Source organism: Acetobacter tropicalis, from assembly GCF_001580915.1.
GTDB classification, from domain to species: domain Bacteria; phylum Pseudomonadota; class Alphaproteobacteria; order Acetobacterales; family Acetobacteraceae; genus Acetobacter; species Acetobacter tropicalis.
Genome location: NZ_LHZQ01000213.1, coordinates 65,489 through 81,964 on the forward strand (window position 1 = coordinate 65,489; position 16,476 = coordinate 81,964).

General features: G+C 56.2%; 16 protein-coding genes. 6 read left to right on the top strand and 10 right to left on the bottom strand.

Translation table 11 applies throughout. The features are described from left to right. Positions 1-35 precede the first annotated feature (35 nt). The 3 genes from minE to minC form a co-directional block, all read right to left on the bottom strand. Entirely contained in the window at positions 36-356 is a 321-nt protein-coding gene (gene minE, locus AD944_RS11055; RefSeq protein ID WP_045542853.1) for a cell division topological specificity factor MinE, read from the bottom strand. Continuing rightward, positions 353-1,168: a septum site-determining protein MinD gene (minD, locus tag AD944_RS11060; protein ID WP_006557037.1), complete on the bottom strand. Its 816-nt coding sequence runs from the start codon at positions 1,166-1,168 to the stop codon at positions 353-355. Before minD ends, minE begins: the two co-directional genes overlap by 4 nt. A gap of 146 nt (positions 1,169-1,314) precedes the next feature. Continuing rightward, the gene (minC, locus tag AD944_RS11065) at positions 1,315-2,013 is read right to left on the bottom strand and encodes a septum site-determining protein MinC (RefSeq protein ID WP_045542852.1); all 699 of its coding nucleotides are present in this window, start codon (positions 2,011-2,013) and stop codon (positions 1,315-1,317) included. A gap of 169 nt (positions 2,014-2,182) precedes the next feature. On the opposite strand from minC, the gene AD944_RS11070 reads away from it, so the two are divergent. After that, positions 2,183-2,851, top strand: coding sequence for a glutathione S-transferase family protein (locus AD944_RS11070; protein ID WP_045542851.1), 669 nt, complete (start codon positions 2,183-2,185; stop codon positions 2,849-2,851). Between the two features lie 7 nt (positions 2,852-2,858). After that, complete coding sequence (locus AD944_RS11075; protein WP_045542885.1) at positions 2,859-4,076, top strand: BaiN/RdsA family NAD(P)/FAD-dependent oxidoreductase; 1,218 nt, start codon at positions 2,859-2,861, stop codon at positions 4,074-4,076. A gap of 346 nt (positions 4,077-4,422) precedes the next feature. Here the strand turns inward: AD944_RS11075 and rsmI are convergent, their stop codons facing one another. Then, the gene (gene rsmI / locus AD944_RS11080; RefSeq protein ID WP_045542884.1) at positions 4,423-5,388 is read right to left on the bottom strand and encodes a 16S rRNA (cytidine(1402)-2'-O)-methyltransferase; all 966 of its coding nucleotides are present in this window, start codon (positions 5,386-5,388) and stop codon (positions 4,423-4,425) included. On the opposite strand from rsmI, the gene AD944_RS11085 reads away from it, so the two are divergent. After that, positions 5,382-6,788, top strand: coding sequence for a penicillin-binding protein activator (locus AD944_RS11085; RefSeq protein ID WP_045542883.1), 1,407 nt, complete (start codon positions 5,382-5,384; stop codon positions 6,786-6,788). The two genes, rsmI and AD944_RS11085, sit on opposite strands and share 7 nt — an antisense overlap. A 109-nt stretch (positions 6,789-6,897) precedes the next feature. Here AD944_RS11085 and AD944_RS11090 read toward each other — a convergent pair whose 3' ends face one another. From AD944_RS11090 to AD944_RS11100, 3 genes are all read right to left on the bottom strand, one after another. Then, positions 6,898-8,523, bottom strand: a complete 1,626-nt coding sequence (locus AD944_RS11090) for a tetratricopeptide repeat protein (protein WP_045542850.1) — start codon at positions 8,521-8,523, stop codon at positions 6,898-6,900. A gap of 116 nt (positions 8,524-8,639) precedes the next feature. Then, on the bottom strand, positions 8,640-9,230 hold the full coding sequence (locus AD944_RS11095) for a CarD family transcriptional regulator (protein WP_035377777.1): 591 nt from the start codon (positions 9,228-9,230) through the stop codon (positions 8,640-8,642). 79 nt (positions 9,231-9,309) lie between these two features. Beyond that, a complete protein-coding gene (locus AD944_RS11100) occupies positions 9,310-10,185 on the bottom strand; it encodes a bestrophin family protein (RefSeq protein WP_045542849.1) in 876 nt (291 codons plus the stop codon). Between the two features lie 281 nt (positions 10,186-10,466). Between AD944_RS11100 and fghA the strand changes: the two genes are divergently transcribed. Together fghA and AD944_RS11110 are read left to right on the top strand one after the other, a co-directional pair. After that, positions 10,467-11,363: an S-formylglutathione hydrolase gene (gene fghA / locus AD944_RS11105; RefSeq protein ID WP_045542848.1), complete on the top strand. Its 897-nt coding sequence runs from the start codon at positions 10,467-10,469 to the stop codon at positions 11,361-11,363. A 212-nt stretch (positions 11,364-11,575) separates the two neighbouring features. After that, the gene (locus AD944_RS11110) at positions 11,576-13,723 is read left to right on the top strand and encodes a hypothetical protein (protein ID WP_045542847.1); all 2,148 of its coding nucleotides are present in this window, start codon (positions 11,576-11,578) and stop codon (positions 13,721-13,723) included. 23 nt (positions 13,724-13,746) lie between these two features. On the opposite strand, the gene AD944_RS11115 is transcribed toward AD944_RS11110, so the two are convergent. Genes AD944_RS11115 through AD944_RS11125 form a run of 3 tightly spaced genes read right to left on the bottom strand, consistent with a single transcriptional unit; the run spans position 13,747 to position 16,022 of the window. After that, positions 13,747-14,310, bottom strand: a complete 564-nt coding sequence (locus AD944_RS11115; protein WP_035381134.1) for a YdcF family protein — start codon at positions 14,308-14,310, stop codon at positions 13,747-13,749. A gap of 53 nt (positions 14,311-14,363) precedes the next feature. Further along, entirely contained in the window at positions 14,364-15,347 is a 984-nt protein-coding gene (locus tag AD944_RS11120) for a cell division protein FtsX (RefSeq protein ID WP_045542846.1), read from the bottom strand. 3 nt (positions 15,348-15,350) lie between these two features. Further along, positions 15,351-16,022, bottom strand: coding sequence for a cell division ATP-binding protein FtsE (locus AD944_RS11125; protein ID WP_045542845.1), 672 nt, complete (start codon positions 16,020-16,022; stop codon positions 15,351-15,353). 275 nt (positions 16,023-16,297) lie between these two features. Between AD944_RS11125 and AD944_RS16440 the strand changes: the two genes are divergently transcribed. Then, a partial coding sequence (locus tag AD944_RS16440; protein WP_211263336.1) for a zinc-ribbon domain-containing protein occupies positions 16,298-16,476 on the top strand: 179 nt, incomplete at its 3' end.

Sequence of the window (16,476 nt, forward strand, 5' to 3'; positions counted from 1 at the left end):
CTGGCTTTTTCATAAACACTCATGCCCGTGTCTGCTCAGGCTGGTTTGGTCTTGGCTTTATCCGGTGCAGGCTTGGCAGGGGCTGCCGGTTTGCCGTCTGTCAGGCCGGGAACTTCCACATCAATTTCCAACGTGGAATATTGCGCACCCCGATCCAGTTTGATCTGAACCTTGTCCTGATCAACGGCAACATGGCGTTTGATGACTTCCATGATTTCGCGGTGCAACTGGGCCAGCAGATCGTCCTTGCCATCCCCCACGGAAATACGTTCATGCGCCAACAGGATCTGCAAGCGATCCCGCGCAACCGGAGCGGAAGAGCGGCGCTTGAAGATGTTGGAGAGGAAGGAGCTCATGCAACTCTCCTTTTGAACAGCCAGTCAAACAGGCCTTTGCGTTCGGTCGGAATTGTCACTTCCAGTTTTTCACCATTCAGGCGGCGGGCTGCATCCGTGTAGGCACGGGCGGGCGCGCTGTCCGGCTCGGCAATGGTGACGGGTGCGCCTACGTTGGAAGCACGCAGCACGTCCCCGCTTTCCGGAATGATGCCCAGCAGCGGGATGGAGAGAATATCAAGCACGTCATCCGTGCCCAGCATGTCTCCCTTCGCGGCGCGCTGCGGATCATAGCGGGTGATGAGCAGGTGCTTCTCCAGCTTCTCGCCTTTCTTGGCTTTGGCGGTCGTGCTGTCGAGCATACCGATGATGCGGTCACTATCACGCACGGAAGATACTTCCGGGTTTGTGACAATCACCGCCACATCGGCATGATACATGGCCATCTGTGCGCCGCGTTCAATTCCTGCCGGGCTATCGCAGATCACCCAGTCAAACTTCTTGCGCAGTTCATCAATAACCTTGGCGACACCTTCTGACGTGAGGGCATCCTTGTCCCGTGTCTGGGAGGCAGGCAGCAGGGAGAGGTTGTCTACCCGCTTATCCTTGATCAGCGCCTGAGCCAGATTGGCATCGCCCTGAATAACGTTGATGAGGTCAAACACCACCCGGCGTTCCGCCCCCATAACCAGATCAAGGTTACGCAGGCCGACGTCAAAATCCACCAGCACAACAGACTGACCTCCCTTGGCCAGTGCGGCGCCCAGGGCTGCGGTTGTGGTGGTTTTACCCACCCCACCTTTACCTGACGTGACGACCAGAACCTTTGACATTCGTCTTATTCCTCTTTCGTCTTAGTCCATTCTTGCCATCAATCAGGGTGTGACGGCCGTGTTGGCGGCAAGATTACAATCTGCGGTCAAAAATGGAATGCAGAATATTCACTCAATCTACATTCTTTTTAAGGAAAATGCCGTAATTATGCCATCGGGTGGAAAGTGAGCGTCTCTCCGGAGAGCACAACCTGCGTGGGTTTTCCGCTCCGTTCAGCGTCCATTTCCTCGGCTGTGGCGTAAAATCCATCAATCGCCACCAGTTCCGCTTCCAGATGGCGGGTGAAAATACGGGCCTCCGCATGCCCCCCAATGCCCGCAATGGCTCGCCCACGCAGTGCGCCATAAACGTGAATGGAGCCACCGGCAGAAACTTCCGCCCCCGAGGCCACGGAGCCGAGAATGATCACGTCCCCATTCGGCCAGACAATATGCTGGCCAGAGCGGATGGGCTCTTCAAGCAAAAGTGTGCTGGGGGCAGGTGGGGCGGGAACATCATCTTCCGGAATATCGATGTTGCCGGAAGACCGTCCGCCAATAAAGCTCTCGGGCCAGTTCCACCCGGCAAGGGCGGGCCAGGAGCGGTCTGCTCCCTCAATGCCGATCAGGCGTACGCCCCGCTCTTCCAGCGCCTGTTGCAGATACGCCAGATCCGGGGTCTGGGCGTCCACCAGGCTGAGATCAAGGATGATGGGTTTGCCGGAGAAAAAACCGGCAGAGCGGGCCAGTTGCAGGTCAAGTGCGTGCAGCCAGTCTGCCAGAGGTGCCTCAGGCGTGAGTGTGAGCGCCAGAAAGGATCTGCCGGAAAGACGGATACGGGGAGGGGAGGATGGCGTGCCGGACAAGGGTTGGGGATCTCGCTGGGTAAGGTCAAACGGGATGGCGCAAGGAGTATAGCGGGGAGGCCGATCTGTCGAGCGTATGCCACACAAGCAGGGTGGCCGCGCATATTTGATGATGAAAGATATGATTTATCCTCTGGTGCAGGCGCAGACAATGTCATAAATCTGCGTCATGCGTACCCTTTTTCATCTCCCCATTTCTCCCTATTGCCGCAAGGTCCGTCTTGTGTTGGGCGAAAAACGCCTGCCGTTTGAAGCGATTATTGAACGGGTGTGGGAGGAGCGTCCGGAATTTCTGGCCATGAACCCGGCAGGTCAGGTGCCTGTGCTGGTGGAAGACAATGGCCTGATTGTTCCAGACTCTCACGTGATCTGCGAGTATCTGGAAGAAGCGTATTCCGATACCCCGCTGCTGGGCCGCACGCTGGCTGAGCGGGTTGAAGTGCGCCGCCTTGTGGCGTGGTTTGATGGCTATTTTGCTGAAAAAGTGACCAACCGCTTTATTGGCGAGCGTGTGATGAAGCGCCTGAGCGGTCGGGGCAACCCCGATGGCACGGTGCTGCGTGAAGGTTACGCGGCCATGAAGCCGAACCTGAAATACGTGAACCATCTGGCGGAAAACCGGAACTGGCTAGCCGGGAATTTCCTGTCTCTGGCGGATTTTGCCGCAGCGGCCCATCTATCCAGCCTTGATTTTATTGGGGACATAGACTGGTCCCGCATCCCGGCGGTACGAGACTGGTATGCCCGCATGAAGTCCCGCCCGTGTTTCCGACCGCTGTTGACGGACCGTGTGGCAGGCATCACGCCGCCCGACTATTACGTCAATCTTGATTTCTGAGCGGCTGGTGACCCTACCTGAACGGCGTGAGGCCACATGGCGCACGCCAGATGTGGTGGTGATTGGCGCTGGCGCAGCCGGGCTGATGGCCGCCTTTACCGCAGCCCGACGCGGCAGCCGGGTTGTGGTGCTGGATCATGCGCCAGAGCCGGGACGCAAGATTCTCATTTCTGGCGGAGGCCGGTGCAATTTTACCAACCGGGATGTCAAACCTGAATGTTTTCTGTCCCAGAACAGGCACTTTGCCCGTTCTGCTCTGAGCCGCTACACCCCGGCGGATTTTCTGGCGCTGCTCGCAACCCATAAAATCTCGTGGCATGAAAAAAAGCTCGGGCAGTTGTTTTGCGACAATTCTGCCAGTGACATTGTCAAAATGCTGCTTGCCGAATGTGATGCGGCAGGCGTGCGCTTGCTGACGGATGTGCGGGTGGCTGACGTCAGCCGTGCCGAGGTATTTCGGGTCAGGACGTCAGCAGGAGAGTTCACGTCTGCTGCGCTTGTTGTGGCAACGGGGGGCCTGTCTATCCCCAAGCTGGGGGCATCCGGGTTTGGGTATGATTTAGCACGGCATTTTGGTCTGCCGGTCATCATGCCAGAACCTGCACTGGTGCCATTGGTATTCGGCGCTGGCACGGAAAGCTGGGTAAAGGAACTGGCCGGGGTTTCCCTACCGGTCAAGGCATCCTGCGGCAAAGTGGCGTTTGAAGAAGCGCTTCTGTTTACGCATCGCGGCTTGTCCGGCCCTGCTTTGTTGCAGATCTCATCCTACTGGCAGGCGGGGCAGCCCGTGCGGCTTGATTTATTGCCTGGGCAGGACAGTGGCCGCCTGCTGGCGGAGGTCAAAGCCAGCAGAGGCAAAATGCGCGGGCCTGCCGTGTTGAGCCGCTGGTTCCCGCAGCGTTTGGCGCAGGAACTGGCGCGCCAGTTCGCGCCTGATCGCCCAGTGGTGGAGTGGCCAGACAAAACCATTCGCGCTTTGGCCGAGCATATTCATCGGCTGGATATGCACCCAACGGGCACGGAGGGCTTTGCCAAGGCGGAAGTCACGCGCGGCGGAGTGGATACGCGCGCGCTTTCCTCCAAAACCATGGAGGCCCAACAGGTGCCCGGCCTGTATTTTATCGGCGAAGCGGTGGACGTTACCGGCTGGCTGGGCGGCTATAATTTTCAATGGGCATGGGCCAGCGGCCACGCCGCCGGGGAAGCTGTAGCAGTGAACCGTTAAAGGTGGTTTTAGGGGGCAGGAGGGGCACTCCTATCTTGCAGGCTGCTCCCATGCTGGCTGAGACTTTTTCACTGATCTGTGGAGGCACAGGCGAGACCTCACTCAGTACGTGAGAATTAGTCACCGCGCCGCTTTCCCATAACTTTGTAAAAAGCGGCGTTTTGGGCAGCAGAGTGCGCTGATTTTTTCCTCATGTCCTGACCGTATTTTCCGGTTCGCTTTCGCCCCTCCCTCAAATCTTGCCAGTGCTTTGCCGCTGACGTTGCCAGGAGCGTTCAAACGTCCTGTTCTGCGGTCGAGAACGTGGGGTGGAACGGATGAAGGTGAAGAGAGTGTGGGACTTCGGCTAGGGTTGATTTTGGGCTTTTCGTTCTGCGGCCAGTTCTAGTGCGCGGGCGTAAACCGTGCGGCGGGGCAGGCCTGCGGCGGTGGCAGCGAGGGCGGCTGCGTCTTTGACCGAGTGGGTGTCGAGCAGGGAGCGCAGTGTCGTGTCCAGATCATCCGCGCTAGTTTCTTCTACCTCGGCAGGGCCAAGCAGGACGGTAATTTCACCGCGCGGCGGTACTTCTGCATAAAAGGCGGCCAGATCAGCTACCGGCGCGCGCCTGACTTCCTCAAACCGTTTGGTGAGTTCGCGTGCCACGGCGCAGGGGCGGGTAGGACCAAAAATCTCGGCCATGTCCGCCAGTGTTTCAGCTAGCCGGTGGGGGGCTTCATGCCAAATAAGGGTGGCGGCCAGCCCGGCGCGCTCGGCGGCATGCAGTTTGGCGAACGCCTCCTTCCGGGCGGCGGAGCGTGGCGGCGGGAAGCCGACAAACATGAACGGGTGCGGGGGGAGGCCGGAGAGCACCAGCGCCGTCAATGCCGCATTGGGGCCGGGAATGACCGTCAGCGGAATGTCGGCCTCTATGGCGGCGCGCACCAGCCGGTAACCGGGGTCAGACAGCAGAGGCATGCCCGCGTCGGAAACAAGGGCAATGCGCGTGCCGTTCTGCAAACGCTCTATCAGTGCAGGCACACGCTGGCGTTCATTGTGTTCGTGCAGGGCTTCCGTGCGGGCGGAAATACTGTTTTCGGAAAGCAGGCGGGCTGTTGTGCGGGTATCCTCACACAACACCAGATCAGCTTCCGCCAGCGCTTGTGCCGCGCGGGGGCTGAAATCTCCCAGATTGCCAATGGGCGTTGCCACCAGAGTCAGGCTGAACGCACGCGGGGCATGACTTGAGGCTTTTCCTTCGCTATGGAGGAGACTGTCCCGGTCGCACTGTGCCTCAGACCGGTTGTTTTCGGAGGACGAACTGGATGATGACACGCGCCTATTCTTTCCTGTCTGGAGCACCCACGGGTGGTCTGACGGCAAACCGCGCGGCGCGCAAGGCCGGAATGGCTGTTTTGGGCACAGTGGGGCTTATGCTGGCAGGCTGCGCGGATCAGTCTGGCTCGGCAGGATCGGGCGCGCAGGCTCCAAAAGCAAGCCATAAGGTTGGCGTCTTGCTACCGTTGACCGGCCCTAACGCCGGCTTGGGGCGTGAACTTCTTTCTGGCGCGGCTCTTGCCCTGAGCGATGCGCCAGCACCCGCTGGGGCAACTGCGGCTCCGGCTGCGGGTGCGCCCACCATGGATGTGCATGACACTGCCGGGGTTGGTGGGGCTGTGGCTGCCGCGTCTGCCGCGCTGGCCGCAGGGGATGGTATTCTTCTTGGCCCGTTGACAGCCGGTGATACCGCAGCGGCAGCTCCCGCCGCACAGAATGCTGGCGTGCCTGTGCTGGCGTTTACCAGTGATGTCTCTCAGGCGCGTGCAGGCGTATGGGTGATGGGCATTACGCCGGAAGATCAGGTGGAGCGGCTTGTCGCACTCGCCCGCAAGGAAGGGCGTCATCGTTTTGCAGCGCTGTTGCCTGATAATCCCTTGGGTCGCGCTTTGGGGAATGGCCTTGTTACGGCGTGTCAGGATCAGGGGCTGAATGCGCCTGCCATTCTGTACCATACAGGCAGTGTGGACAGTATTACGCAGAAGATGCGTCAGCTTTCCTCTTATGACACACGTCTTTCCGAATCCCGCGCAACTTCCGGAACCACAACACCCAATACAGGTGCACCCGCAGCCGATGCCGTGGCGGATGCTGAAAAGCCCTTGCCGTCTGATCTTGCCGCGGCCCTGAAACCCGATAGAAGCACGGCGGCTACGCCTTCTGCGGCACCAGCACCACCTGCGGCTGCATTTTCTCCTCCTCCGTTTGATGCCCTGCTGCTGGGGGATACGGGGCTTGGGCTGAAAAATGTCATTACCGCCCTGAATGATAGTCAGGTTACTGCCAGCAACGTACGGATTATGGGGCCGGGTCTGTGGTCCGCTTTTGCCACCAAGCTGGGAGCACTGAAGGGGGCCTGGTATGCGGCACCGGACCCGTCTTCCCGTCAGGCATTTGCCAGCCGTTTTCTGGCGAGGAATCACCATATGCCGCGGCCTCTGGCTGATTTGTCGTATGACGCCGCCATGGTGGCCAAAACCGTCTCTCAGGTTGCCCCATCGGGCTACCCCGCAGATGTGCTGACACGGCCTGAAGGATTTGCAGGTGTGGATGGTCCTTTCACCTTGCAGCCCAACGGGCGCACGCGCCGGGCGCTGGGTGTATTTGAAGTGATTGGTAATGGAAGTGGCGCAAAGCTCATTGCGCCTTCCAGCCTGAAGACTGATGTTTCCGGCTAAAAGATCACCTGCAGGCCCCGTCAGCTTCGGGCTGGCGGGCTAATAAAAAAGGCGCTCTCCGGCAGGAGGCGCCTTTTTTGATGGCTGGAAGAATGGTGAGCGAAGGAGATCACCGGACCTTGGTTCCGGTCCGTTTCTGTTTGACCATATGTGTCAGGCTCTGAACCACTTCCTGCACAACGCCGTCCCATTCGCGGGGGGCTTTTTGACGAATAATGCGGAGGTCCGGATACCATGGGCTGGTTGTCTGATTATGGAGCCACCGCCAGCAATTATCATAGCGGTCCATCATCAGCACAGGTTTGCCCAGTGCGCTGGCAAGGTGCACGCAGGACGTATCAACAGACACCACAACATCCAGAGACATGATGAGGGCTGCCGTATCATCCATACTGTGCAATTCATCCGTTGGATCATACAGCACCATATCTTCCGGTAGGTCCAACATCTGCTCAGCATAGGGGCCTTTTTGCAGGCTGATGAGGTTGATGCCGCGCACAGCGGCAAGGGGAGCCAACGTGTGCAGATTCATGGAACGGCGGCGGTCTACCATGTAGGGGCCAACCAGATTGGGGCGCGGTGCGCCGCCCCATACCAACCCCACATTCAGCTTGCGGTTGCGTGGCAGAAAGGCGGAGAAATATTTTATCTTGTCCGGATCTGCTTTCAGATACGGAACAGAAGCGCCCATTGCATCTTCCGTGGCTGCAAAAACGCGGGGGAGGCTGATGAAGGGGCAATGCCAGTCATAAGCCGGAACATCGCCCCCAACCTGCACTTCGATGGCGCCAGTTACGCGGCGGCACAGGTCTGCCAGCGTATCCGGCACCCACAAATGGGGAATGGCTCCGCGCCGGGCCAAGGGTTCAATATAGCGCAGATACATTAATGTATCGCCCAACCCTTCTTCCTGCGTGATGAGAATACGCTTGCCTCGGATATCCGTGTTCGGACCAAGCGAGGGCATGAGCTGTTCAGGTGGCAGGCTGGTATGGCCGGGAAGCTTGAAGCGCCATTCATGCTCGGCCCATCCCTGAGCGTAACGGCCTGCCTTGAGCAGGGTGATGGAGTGGTTCAGGCGGATCTGAGCATTGGTCGGGCGGTAGGTAATGGCGCGGCGGTAGAAATCCAACGCCTCTTCCAGTTTCCCCATGTTGGAGAGAACGCACCCGATATTGGACAATGTCCCTGCGTGATCGGGGTGTTCTTCCTTAACAGCCTGAAGAACGTCCAGCGCGCCTTCCATATCCCCTTTTTCTGCCAGCACCATAGCCAGCAGATTGGCGGCCAGTGTGTTGTTTGGACGCAGGGCAACGGCTTCACGCAGCACCTCCAGTGCTTCGTCAAACTGCCCCATCTGGCCCAGCATGCCGCCAAGTGCTTCAAGCACTCGTGCATCCTTGGGGGTGAGTTTCAGGGCTTCCCGGCACACGGGCAGCACGTCTTCCCGACGGTCCAGCGCCACCATGATCTCGCTGAGGTCCTGCAACGGATGCTGTGCCAGCGGATTTTTGGTGGCGGTCGCGCAGAAAAGTTCCGCAGCTTTCCGTGGGGCATACGTTCCCGCGTAACACAGGCCGAGCAGGGTCTGTATCTGCGGCTCATCCAGCTTGGCGTAGGGTTGCAGAACAGCCAGCATAGCCTCGAAATGACCGGCTTTTATCTCGCTCAGGGCACGACGAAGCGTGGTCTGATCAGGATGGCTCAGGGTGGGAGAAGAAGCAGGGCGCGTCATGGTTCTCTTATGTATCGTCCAGATGCGTTGCGGGAAAGCAAAACAGAAGCAGGTAAGAAAAAACCCGGCAAGGCAGCATGCCAGCCGGGTTTTTCAGGATTATGACAGAGGCCGTATCAGGCTGCTTTCATAACTTCGGTCAGAGAAGAAAGAACATCCGCCGGGTCTTTCTTTTCCAGTACTGCAACTTCGGCCACAAAACGTTCCTGTGCGGCTTCAAACAGCTTGCGTTCACTAAAGCTGCCGTCCAGGCTGTCCACATTGCGGCGCAGGTCACGCAGTACTTCTGCAATCTGGACCAGATCACCCGAGTTGATTTTTTCCTGATAGGCAACGGCACGCCGTGCCCACATGCCTTTGCTGACATGCGGCTTGCCCTTGATAATGGACATGGCCTTGTCAACAATTTCGCGTGAGACAATCTTGCGCAAACCAGCCTTGCGGGCCTTGGTTAGCGGAATACGCAGCGTCATCTGGTTGCCGGGGAAGGAAATCTGGATCACTTCCAGCTTCGTGCCGGCAATTTCATCAACGCCAATACGGTCCACGCGCCCTACGCCGTGGGCCGCATAGACAATGGCGTCACCCTCCTGGAAGGGGTCGTCGTCCTTGATCTTGGTTTTGGCCTGGGCTGCGGTGGTTGCTGCGGCCGTGCGTGCCATTGCATCTGTCACGCCGCCTTTAGGGGTGGTTCTGAATGTGCTCATAGCCAAGGCTTATACCATAAATTCGTGGCCCTGTCTTCCATAAGGGCAGACAGGGCCTTGGGGACGCGTGATGCTGCTTTCAGGACTGAATGCCCTTGATGGTGGTGAGCGGCGGCGGAGAGCCAAGGCCTGTAGGTTGTACGGTATCAATTTCAATGGTGCGGGCCATGGTCGCCATGGGCAGAGCATGCGGTGTGCTGGCGAAGGGTTCCTGAAGATCGTTCGCGCTTTTGTCCAGCACCAGAAACAGCATACCCACAAGGGAAGACCCCAGTGGCGTAATCCATTCAAGAGTCTGGACCATGGAGATAGGCAGGATAATGCAGAAAATGTTTACCAGTGCACGCGGTAGGGCGGAAAACTGCATGGGAAGCGGCGTATTGCGGATACGTTCCAGTCCACCCTGAGCGTTGGCCAGATCAGACAGAATACGGTCTATTTGCCCATGTACGGCGCCATCAATGCCTTTTTTGGCCACTTCCTCGCTTACGCCAAGCCCCAACTGGTAGAGAATGGCATTGGGCTGATTACGCCAGCCTTCAATGCCCTTGAGCATGTTGGGTGGGAGCAGCCGTTTGACATCAGCCGAGACATCAACATTCCCCAATGCACCGCGCAGGGCATGAGGATAGGCGGCAATGCCGAACATCAGATCTGGTCGATCACCCAGCAATGTCCCTGCCTGACGGCTGAAGGAGCGGCAGTTGTTGGTAATGGACCCCCACAAGGTGCGGGCCTCCCACCAACGGGCATAGGCGCTGTTACTGCGAAAACCCATGAAGAGGGCGAGAGCAGAGCCGATAAGCGATGTGGGAAGGCTGGGAAGTTCCATCCATTCCTGATGGAATACCTGAAACAGGACAACCACGACACAATCCCATGCTGCCATGAGGAGGAATACCCCCAGGATCTCTTTGCTGATAATCCGCAAGCCGATCCTTTGGTCAACGATCATCCAGATAGTCTCCATTATGGTTGTTATGGTTCAAAAGAAGACACAGTAACTTGGAAGGACGCTTACGGTTTCCTGCCTGAAGGGGCGCATTCTGTCCATGTTACAGCTTTGTCATGCGTTCAGCGGGTTCATTAAGACATTGTTCATGCTCAGTGTGGCACGAAAATGATGGAAACAGATTTTCCTGTGAGTTGCTATGCTGCAAAAAACAGGAAGGGGCTCCTGCTCCGCCATCCTGCCCGGACGAGAGGGGACGGAATACGTGGCACAAGGATCAAGCCATGGCGCGACAGGACGAGAATAAGGGAGAAGAGAGGGTGGTGACAACAATCGAGACGCGCTCGGAGCATGTGTGTCATGGTGGACGGGTTGGTTTCTACACCCATCAGTCAAACGTTCTGGGGCTTGAAGCGCGTTTTGCCGTGTTTGTGCCGCCCGGTGCAGATACCGCAAATCCGGTGCCCGTTGTTTATGTGCTGGCCGGACTGACCTGCACGGAAGAGACCTTTTTCATCAAGGCGGATGCCCTGGCGGAGGCTGCCAGATTAGGGGTGGCGCTTGTGGCGACGGATACATCTCCCCGCGGAGCAGGCATTGAGGGAGAAGATACAGACTGGGACTTTGGAACCGGAGCCGGATTTTATCTGGATGCCACACAGGAGCCGTGGCGGAAGCATTACCGAATGGGGCACTATATTTGTGAAGAATTGCCCCGGTTGGTAGAGGCTCATTTTCCGCTGGATGGTGCGCGGCGTGGTATCACGGGGCATTCCATGGGAGGGCATGGAGCGCTTGTGCATGGATTGCGGGCTCCGCAGTTCTGGAAATCTGTCTCGGCTTTTGCCCCCATTGTGCACCCCGCCGTGGTGCCGTGGGGTGAGAAGGCCTTCACCAATTATCTTGGTCCAGACCGCGCAACGTGGCGCGCGTATGATGCCGTGTGCCTGTTGGAGGATGGCCATACTCACCCCTCCACATTGTTGGTTGATCAGGGAAAGGCCGACCAGTTTCTGGAACGCGAACTTCAACCATGGCATCTGGCAACTGCGGCACAAACAGCCGGTCAGGCTCTGACCTTGCGCGAGCATGATGGATATGATCACTCATACTGGTTTGTGCAGAGCTTTGCTGCTGATCACATACGGCATCATGCGGCTGTTCTGAAGGCGGTGCGGTAACAACGGCTCAGGTGAGGGAGAGCGGCTGTAAATGGCTGCTCTCTCGAACCCTTTAAGTAAAAAGGCATAAGTGATTATTTTATAATCAAACTTTATTCCCAGAAAATGGACGCCTCTTTTTGATAGAGTATTTTTAGTTCGGTTATCTTGCGTCCGGCAACCGCGTGTGTATGGTCCTCAAAAATAGATATAATAATGTGTCGGAGAATTTTATGCGTTTTTTAAAAAATATAAACGTATATTTTTATTTCTTTATATTTTCGATTGTGATTGTTGCGGCTGCAACTTTAAATAATCCATATTTTTTTACAGAAGATGATTCCCAGAATGAATATCTGGGGTTCATGCGGCAATATGGAGAGTCCTGGCGGAATTGGGAGATACCCTTCATTGCCAAGAATATTCTGGTTGGCAGCAACGCCATGGTGGAACTGCAACGCGCTATTTTTGCACCGCACAACATAGTGGCTTCTCTTATCACCTCATCAAACACCCTTGTTACCTCAACAGGCGTGTTTTTTGCTGTCCTTGATATTTTTGTATTGGCTGTTGCCGGCTATATTATAGGTCAGTCTTTGGGGCTTAAGAAAAACATCTCAGTGCTTTTGGGGTTTTCCCTGCCTGCAAATGCCATGTTTTTATACCAGTACGCTGGTCCATGGTGGAACGCCGCCAATGGACATGCCCTTGCCATGTTGTCGGTTGCATCTTTCTTTTTTCTTTTAAAAGAACGTTCTCTAAGTAGTTATGTTTTTAATTTTATTTCAGTTTTTTTGCTTTTGTTATCAGGGTGGCCTCATGGGTTTATTGGCTATCTGGTCATAGGTGTCTGCTCTCTGGCGTTTGTTATGAGGCAGAATTTCAAGAAAAACATCGCGTTGGTTGTTCCAACGTTGTGCGCTGGGCTGTGCGCCGTTCCCGTCTATTCAGAATTTCTGTATTTACGCGATTTTATTGTAAGGCCTTCCGGTTGGGATAATTTGAACAATTTTCTGGTGCCAAGCCTTACCCAAATGCTGTTTGCGTTTTCCCCAACATATTTCGAGCATATGAATTATTTTGGTGGATACAGAGCCGTTTGCGTTGCGTTTGGGTTTGCATCTGTCTTCTGTATATTTCCGGTCTTTTTTTCAAAGATAAAGCTGAATGACCCGGTGTTGAAAATACTCTTCACCTGTTCAGTGGTGTTTTTAATATTATGCCAGATGCCGTCGCAATCGGGAATGTTACGGTACTCCATCCGCTTTCTCCCTTTTTTCACGCTTATGGTGAATGTGATTTCCTTCTATATTCTGGACCGTTTTGAAATAGTGGTGACCAAAGGAAGAGAAAGAGCGTTTTTTTATTTTTTGATAGTGTCAGCAATAATATCTTATTCTATCTGTGCGTTTGAATTTAAAAATCTGCTTATGGCTGATTTTTTCAGCTTGGTTCTGGTATTGTGCGCCTATCTGTTTTTCATCAAAAAACAGGCCATCAAGACAGAGACGTCTCTCCCTCTTTTTGTGGTGCCGTTGGCAAGTGTTCTGATCATGTTTTTCACGTTGTCTGGCGTGGGAGAAAAATACATGTATCAGATTGATTTACCCAAAAAACTCGAAAATCTCTCAAACCTTAATCTCAGCGGTTCTGTGATGTCCTTTTCCGGATGGGGATATCATGATGCCCATGAACTGGCAGATATCAATTCTTCTCAGTTTGGCTATTATGATGTGAAAACAGCCAATGGTTATTCTCCCAACGGGCAGAAATACATAGACCAAGTTCTGGTGCATTCTCTTCCGCACACATTGCTGGATCAGAATGCGTCCCTCCCGCAACTAACCCAGCAGATACCGGAGTTTGGTAATCAGTGTCTGCTGAGCATGTTTGGTGTCAGCACCATAGTGCTGGGTAACGGAAATATGCTGGATGCTGTGAAACGCTGTGGATTTGGCAGGGTTTTGCCAGGGCCCCGAGGTATGATGTATGCGATGAGCCAGAAGACATATTCGTCTTCTTTAGCCTATGCCAGCGCTCCAGCGGTTTCTGTTTCCAAGGAGACAAATAATACCATAAAACTGGCGATCCCTGACGAAAAAAACGCCATTACCATGGTTTTTTCACGCGAGTTCTGGCCGGGGTATAGTGCCCACGGGTTGGCCTGCAAGGTTGACGTGTCGGGTTACAGAAAAATGTTGCTGTCTGTCACCGTTCCTCCCCATTGTCAGGGGGAATTAACAGTCTCGTATTTTCCCAAGACATGGAAATATACATTATTCAGTCCGCTTCTGGGGCTGATCCTTTTTGGCGTGTTCCTGTGGCGTGAACGGCAGCAGGCAGGAAAGCCTGTTTCTGGTCTGCAAGTGCAAGTTGCCTGACCCACGTGCTGGCGAGTAGCATGTTATACTCTGGAGGGATTATGAACCATGCCCGCCAGAGCCCCCAGCCATTTCAGATATTCTGTCAGAAGCAGGCGGAGCGTATTGCTTTTCAGTGGATGTTCCAACGCAGGCGGTTTGACGGGGTATGCGTATAGCGTCACGCCCGGCAGTGTACGGCCTAACTCAAGCATGGCGCGGCGCATGTGATAGCCAGCGGTTACAACGGTCAGGGTATAAATATGGTTGTCTGCAACCCAGGCTGCGGTTTCTGCTGCGTTTTCAATGGTTGAACGTGCCTGATAGCCTAGCGTAATGCGTTCTTTCAGGGGGGCAGGCATGGGGGGGAGCAGATCATCACGGCCCGTCTGTGGGTCCACCCCAGAGATCAGCAGTTTCTCGGCCTGATTTTGCCGGAGCAGCCTTAAAGACATGTCTATGCGGCCTTGCCCGCCCGTGAGCGCTACAATACCGTCCGTGTGGGGAACCGAATGGGCGGGCTGTAGGGCATCATATGCAAACCAGCCGAATGTTACGCCCATACAAAGGAGCACTAACAGCCCCAACCGGACCCCACCACATAGCATGCGGTTCAAGCGGGAGCGTCGGGGTGCGGTTCTCTGGGGGGGAGTGGAGGCCTTCATGGCATGCGGCGGAGCCAGATGCGGACCATGATCTGTGTGGTCATCCAGCCAATAAAGGCAGCAACAAACGGTAGCCCCGCAAGCCCGATAAGCAGATCCTGTGGCAACATGCCGGGAAGGGAGCGCCAGTCCGGCATGGCGGTGCTGGCTGTTTGAAGAGAAGAGACGGCAAACGGAGCCGCCATTCTGAACAGGAAGACAAGCGGCGCGATAGCCAGCAAGGTGCCCAGAATGCCGCCTCCCAACGCAAGGCCGCCGGTGCGTCCAGCAAAACGTCCGGCAATGTAGCTGTCCGTGGCACCCAGCCCATGCAGAATTTCAATAATATCCCGGCGGGTGGAAAGCCCCGTGCGGGTTGCAAGCCCGGTAATCATGGCGGCAATCCCGCCTACGGTGGCAAGCGCCAGCGCGGCGCAGGCCAGCAGGCTATCAGCCAGTGCCCGCAGCCGGGTGCTCCACTCGGCATTATGTTCAACAAGGGTGTCTGGAACCTGAGCGTTGAGGGTCTGCTCCAGATCTGCCGGAGCGGCTGCACCGGCGGGCAGACGCACTTCTATTACGGCAGGCAGAGGAAGCGCGCTGTTGCTGGCATCCCCCAGCCAAGGTGTCAGTAAATGTGCAAGTTCTTCTTTGCTCAGTCTGTGAACCTGCGTCCCGGAGGGCAAGGCGGAAAGGTGCGCCAGCACGGCGTCCGCCCGTGTTTGCGTTTGAGGGGAGGTTGCGGGAGTCGGCCCCGTGGCCGTTTTCTGAGGAGGCGTTGCGGTAGCCGGTGCGGGTTGGTCCGGGGCAGAAACCTGAATGGTCAGCAATTGGGCCGCGCCGCCAGCCCAACGGGCAGACAATGCGCGTGCGCCTGTTGCACCTGTAAGGGTGAGGGCTGCCAGAAAGCTCATCATGGCTACCAGAATGAACAGGCTTCTGTCCGGCAGAGCTTCTGAAAGGGAGAGGCCGTCCTTACGGCCGGAAAAGGGGAGCGCCATGGGTCAGTCTCCCTCCCGCACCAGCCGGCCCCGTTCAAGGTAGAGGGATGGCTGGGGCAGGCGGCGAACTAGGGCCTCGTTATGGGTGGCGACAATCACGGTTGTGCCCATGCTGCTGAGTTCTCCAAACAGGTCCAGCAGTTTATGCGCCTGTGTTTCTTCCAGTGCATTGGTGGGTTCATCCGCCAGAATAAGGCCGGGCCGGTGGACAATGGCACGCGCTATGGCGGTTCTCTGCTGCTCACCGCCAGAGAGGCGTGAGGCGCGTACGTTTACGCGTTCTCCCAGCCCCACCCATTTCAGGATGGCGTGCACCTCATCCGTTATTTCCTCTTCCGGGCGATGTTGAAGGCGTAAGGGAAGGGCCACGTTATCGGCCACGGAAAGATCGGGCATCAGTCGATAGTTCTGATGTACCATCCCGATTCGCTGCCGCAGGCGCATCAATGTGGCGCGTGGGGCTTCTGCTGTTACGGTCTTGTTCAGAATGTCCATGCTGCCGTCTGTCGGCAGGCTTTCTACATGCAGCAGGCTGAGCAGGCTTGTTTTACCCGCGCCAGAAGGTCCAAGTAGCCAGCGAAAGCCGCCCTGTGGCACCGAAAAGGACAGGCCCGAAAGGACCGGAGCACCATTCTTGCGTTCCCGCCGCCATGAAACGTTCTGCAGGCGGATCATGAGAGAAAAACGGATTGGGCGCTGAGGCGCGGCGTGATCTGGGCGACGTGATGCATGGGTTTGATAGTAGCGGAGAGCAGCCTGCACTGTCGATGATAAGCCGCAAAGAGAGTGGCGAGAGCGGATTTAACGGGGATTGTGTAAAATCCCCTCTGGCATGGAGGGCAGCCTCTTGTATTAAAGAGGATGTTTGCAAAGCTGCTTTTCAGGTAGATGCGCAAGGTATTGGCTGAATAGCGCGTGCCATGACAGCTACGGCATGACAGAGAGTACTGATGAGAATTGTTTGCCCTTCATGTGGCGTTGCCTATCAGGTCCCTGCGGCTCTACTGGCCAAACGGCACACGCTAAAATGCTCTGCCTGCGGCGTGAAATGGCGCGTGGACCTTCCGGTAGAGGAGGCCGCTTCCCATAACACGCCGCAGGCAGAGCATTTTAGCGTGTGCCGTTTGGC

Bases quoted from the DNA above. Each gene is read 5' to 3' on its own strand.
- minD (WP_006557037.1), bottom strand. From the start codon at position 1,168: ATGTCAAAGGTTCTGGTCGTCACGTCAGGTAAAGGTGGGGTGGGTAAA.
- fghA (WP_045542848.1), top strand. From the start codon at position 10,467: ATGGCGCGACAGGACGAGAATAAGGGAGAAGAGAGGGTGGTGACAACA.
- minE (WP_045542853.1), bottom strand. From the start codon at position 356: ATGAGCTCCTTCCTCTCCAACATCTTCAAGCGCCGCTCTTCCGCTCCG.
- AD944_RS11125 (WP_045542845.1), bottom strand. From the start codon at position 16,022: ATGATCCGCCTGCAGAACGTTTCATGGCGGCGGGAACGCAAGAATGGT.
- AD944_RS11070 (WP_045542851.1), top strand. From the start codon at position 2,183: ATGCGTACCCTTTTTCATCTCCCCATTTCTCCCTATTGCCGCAAGGTC.
- AD944_RS11090 (WP_045542850.1), bottom strand. From the start codon at position 8,523: ATGACGCGCCCTGCTTCTTCTCCCACCCTGAGCCATCCTGATCAGACC.
- AD944_RS11085 (WP_045542883.1), top strand. From the start codon at position 5,382: ATGACACGCGCCTATTCTTTCCTGTCTGGAGCACCCACGGGTGGTCTG.
- AD944_RS11120 (WP_045542846.1), bottom strand. From the start codon at position 15,347: ATGGCGCTCCCCTTTTCCGGCCGTAAGGACGGCCTCTCCCTTTCAGAA.
- AD944_RS11100 (WP_045542849.1), bottom strand. From the start codon at position 10,185: ATGATCGTTGACCAAAGGATCGGCTTGCGGATTATCAGCAAAGAGATC.
- AD944_RS11095 (WP_035377777.1), bottom strand. From the start codon at position 9,230: ATGAGCACATTCAGAACCACCCCTAAAGGCGGCGTGACAGATGCAATG.
- AD944_RS11115 (WP_035381134.1), bottom strand. From the start codon at position 14,310: ATGCTATGTGGTGGGGTCCGGTTGGGGCTGTTAGTGCTCCTTTGTATG.
- AD944_RS11110 (WP_045542847.1), top strand. From the start codon at position 11,576: ATGCGTTTTTTAAAAAATATAAACGTATATTTTTATTTCTTTATATTT.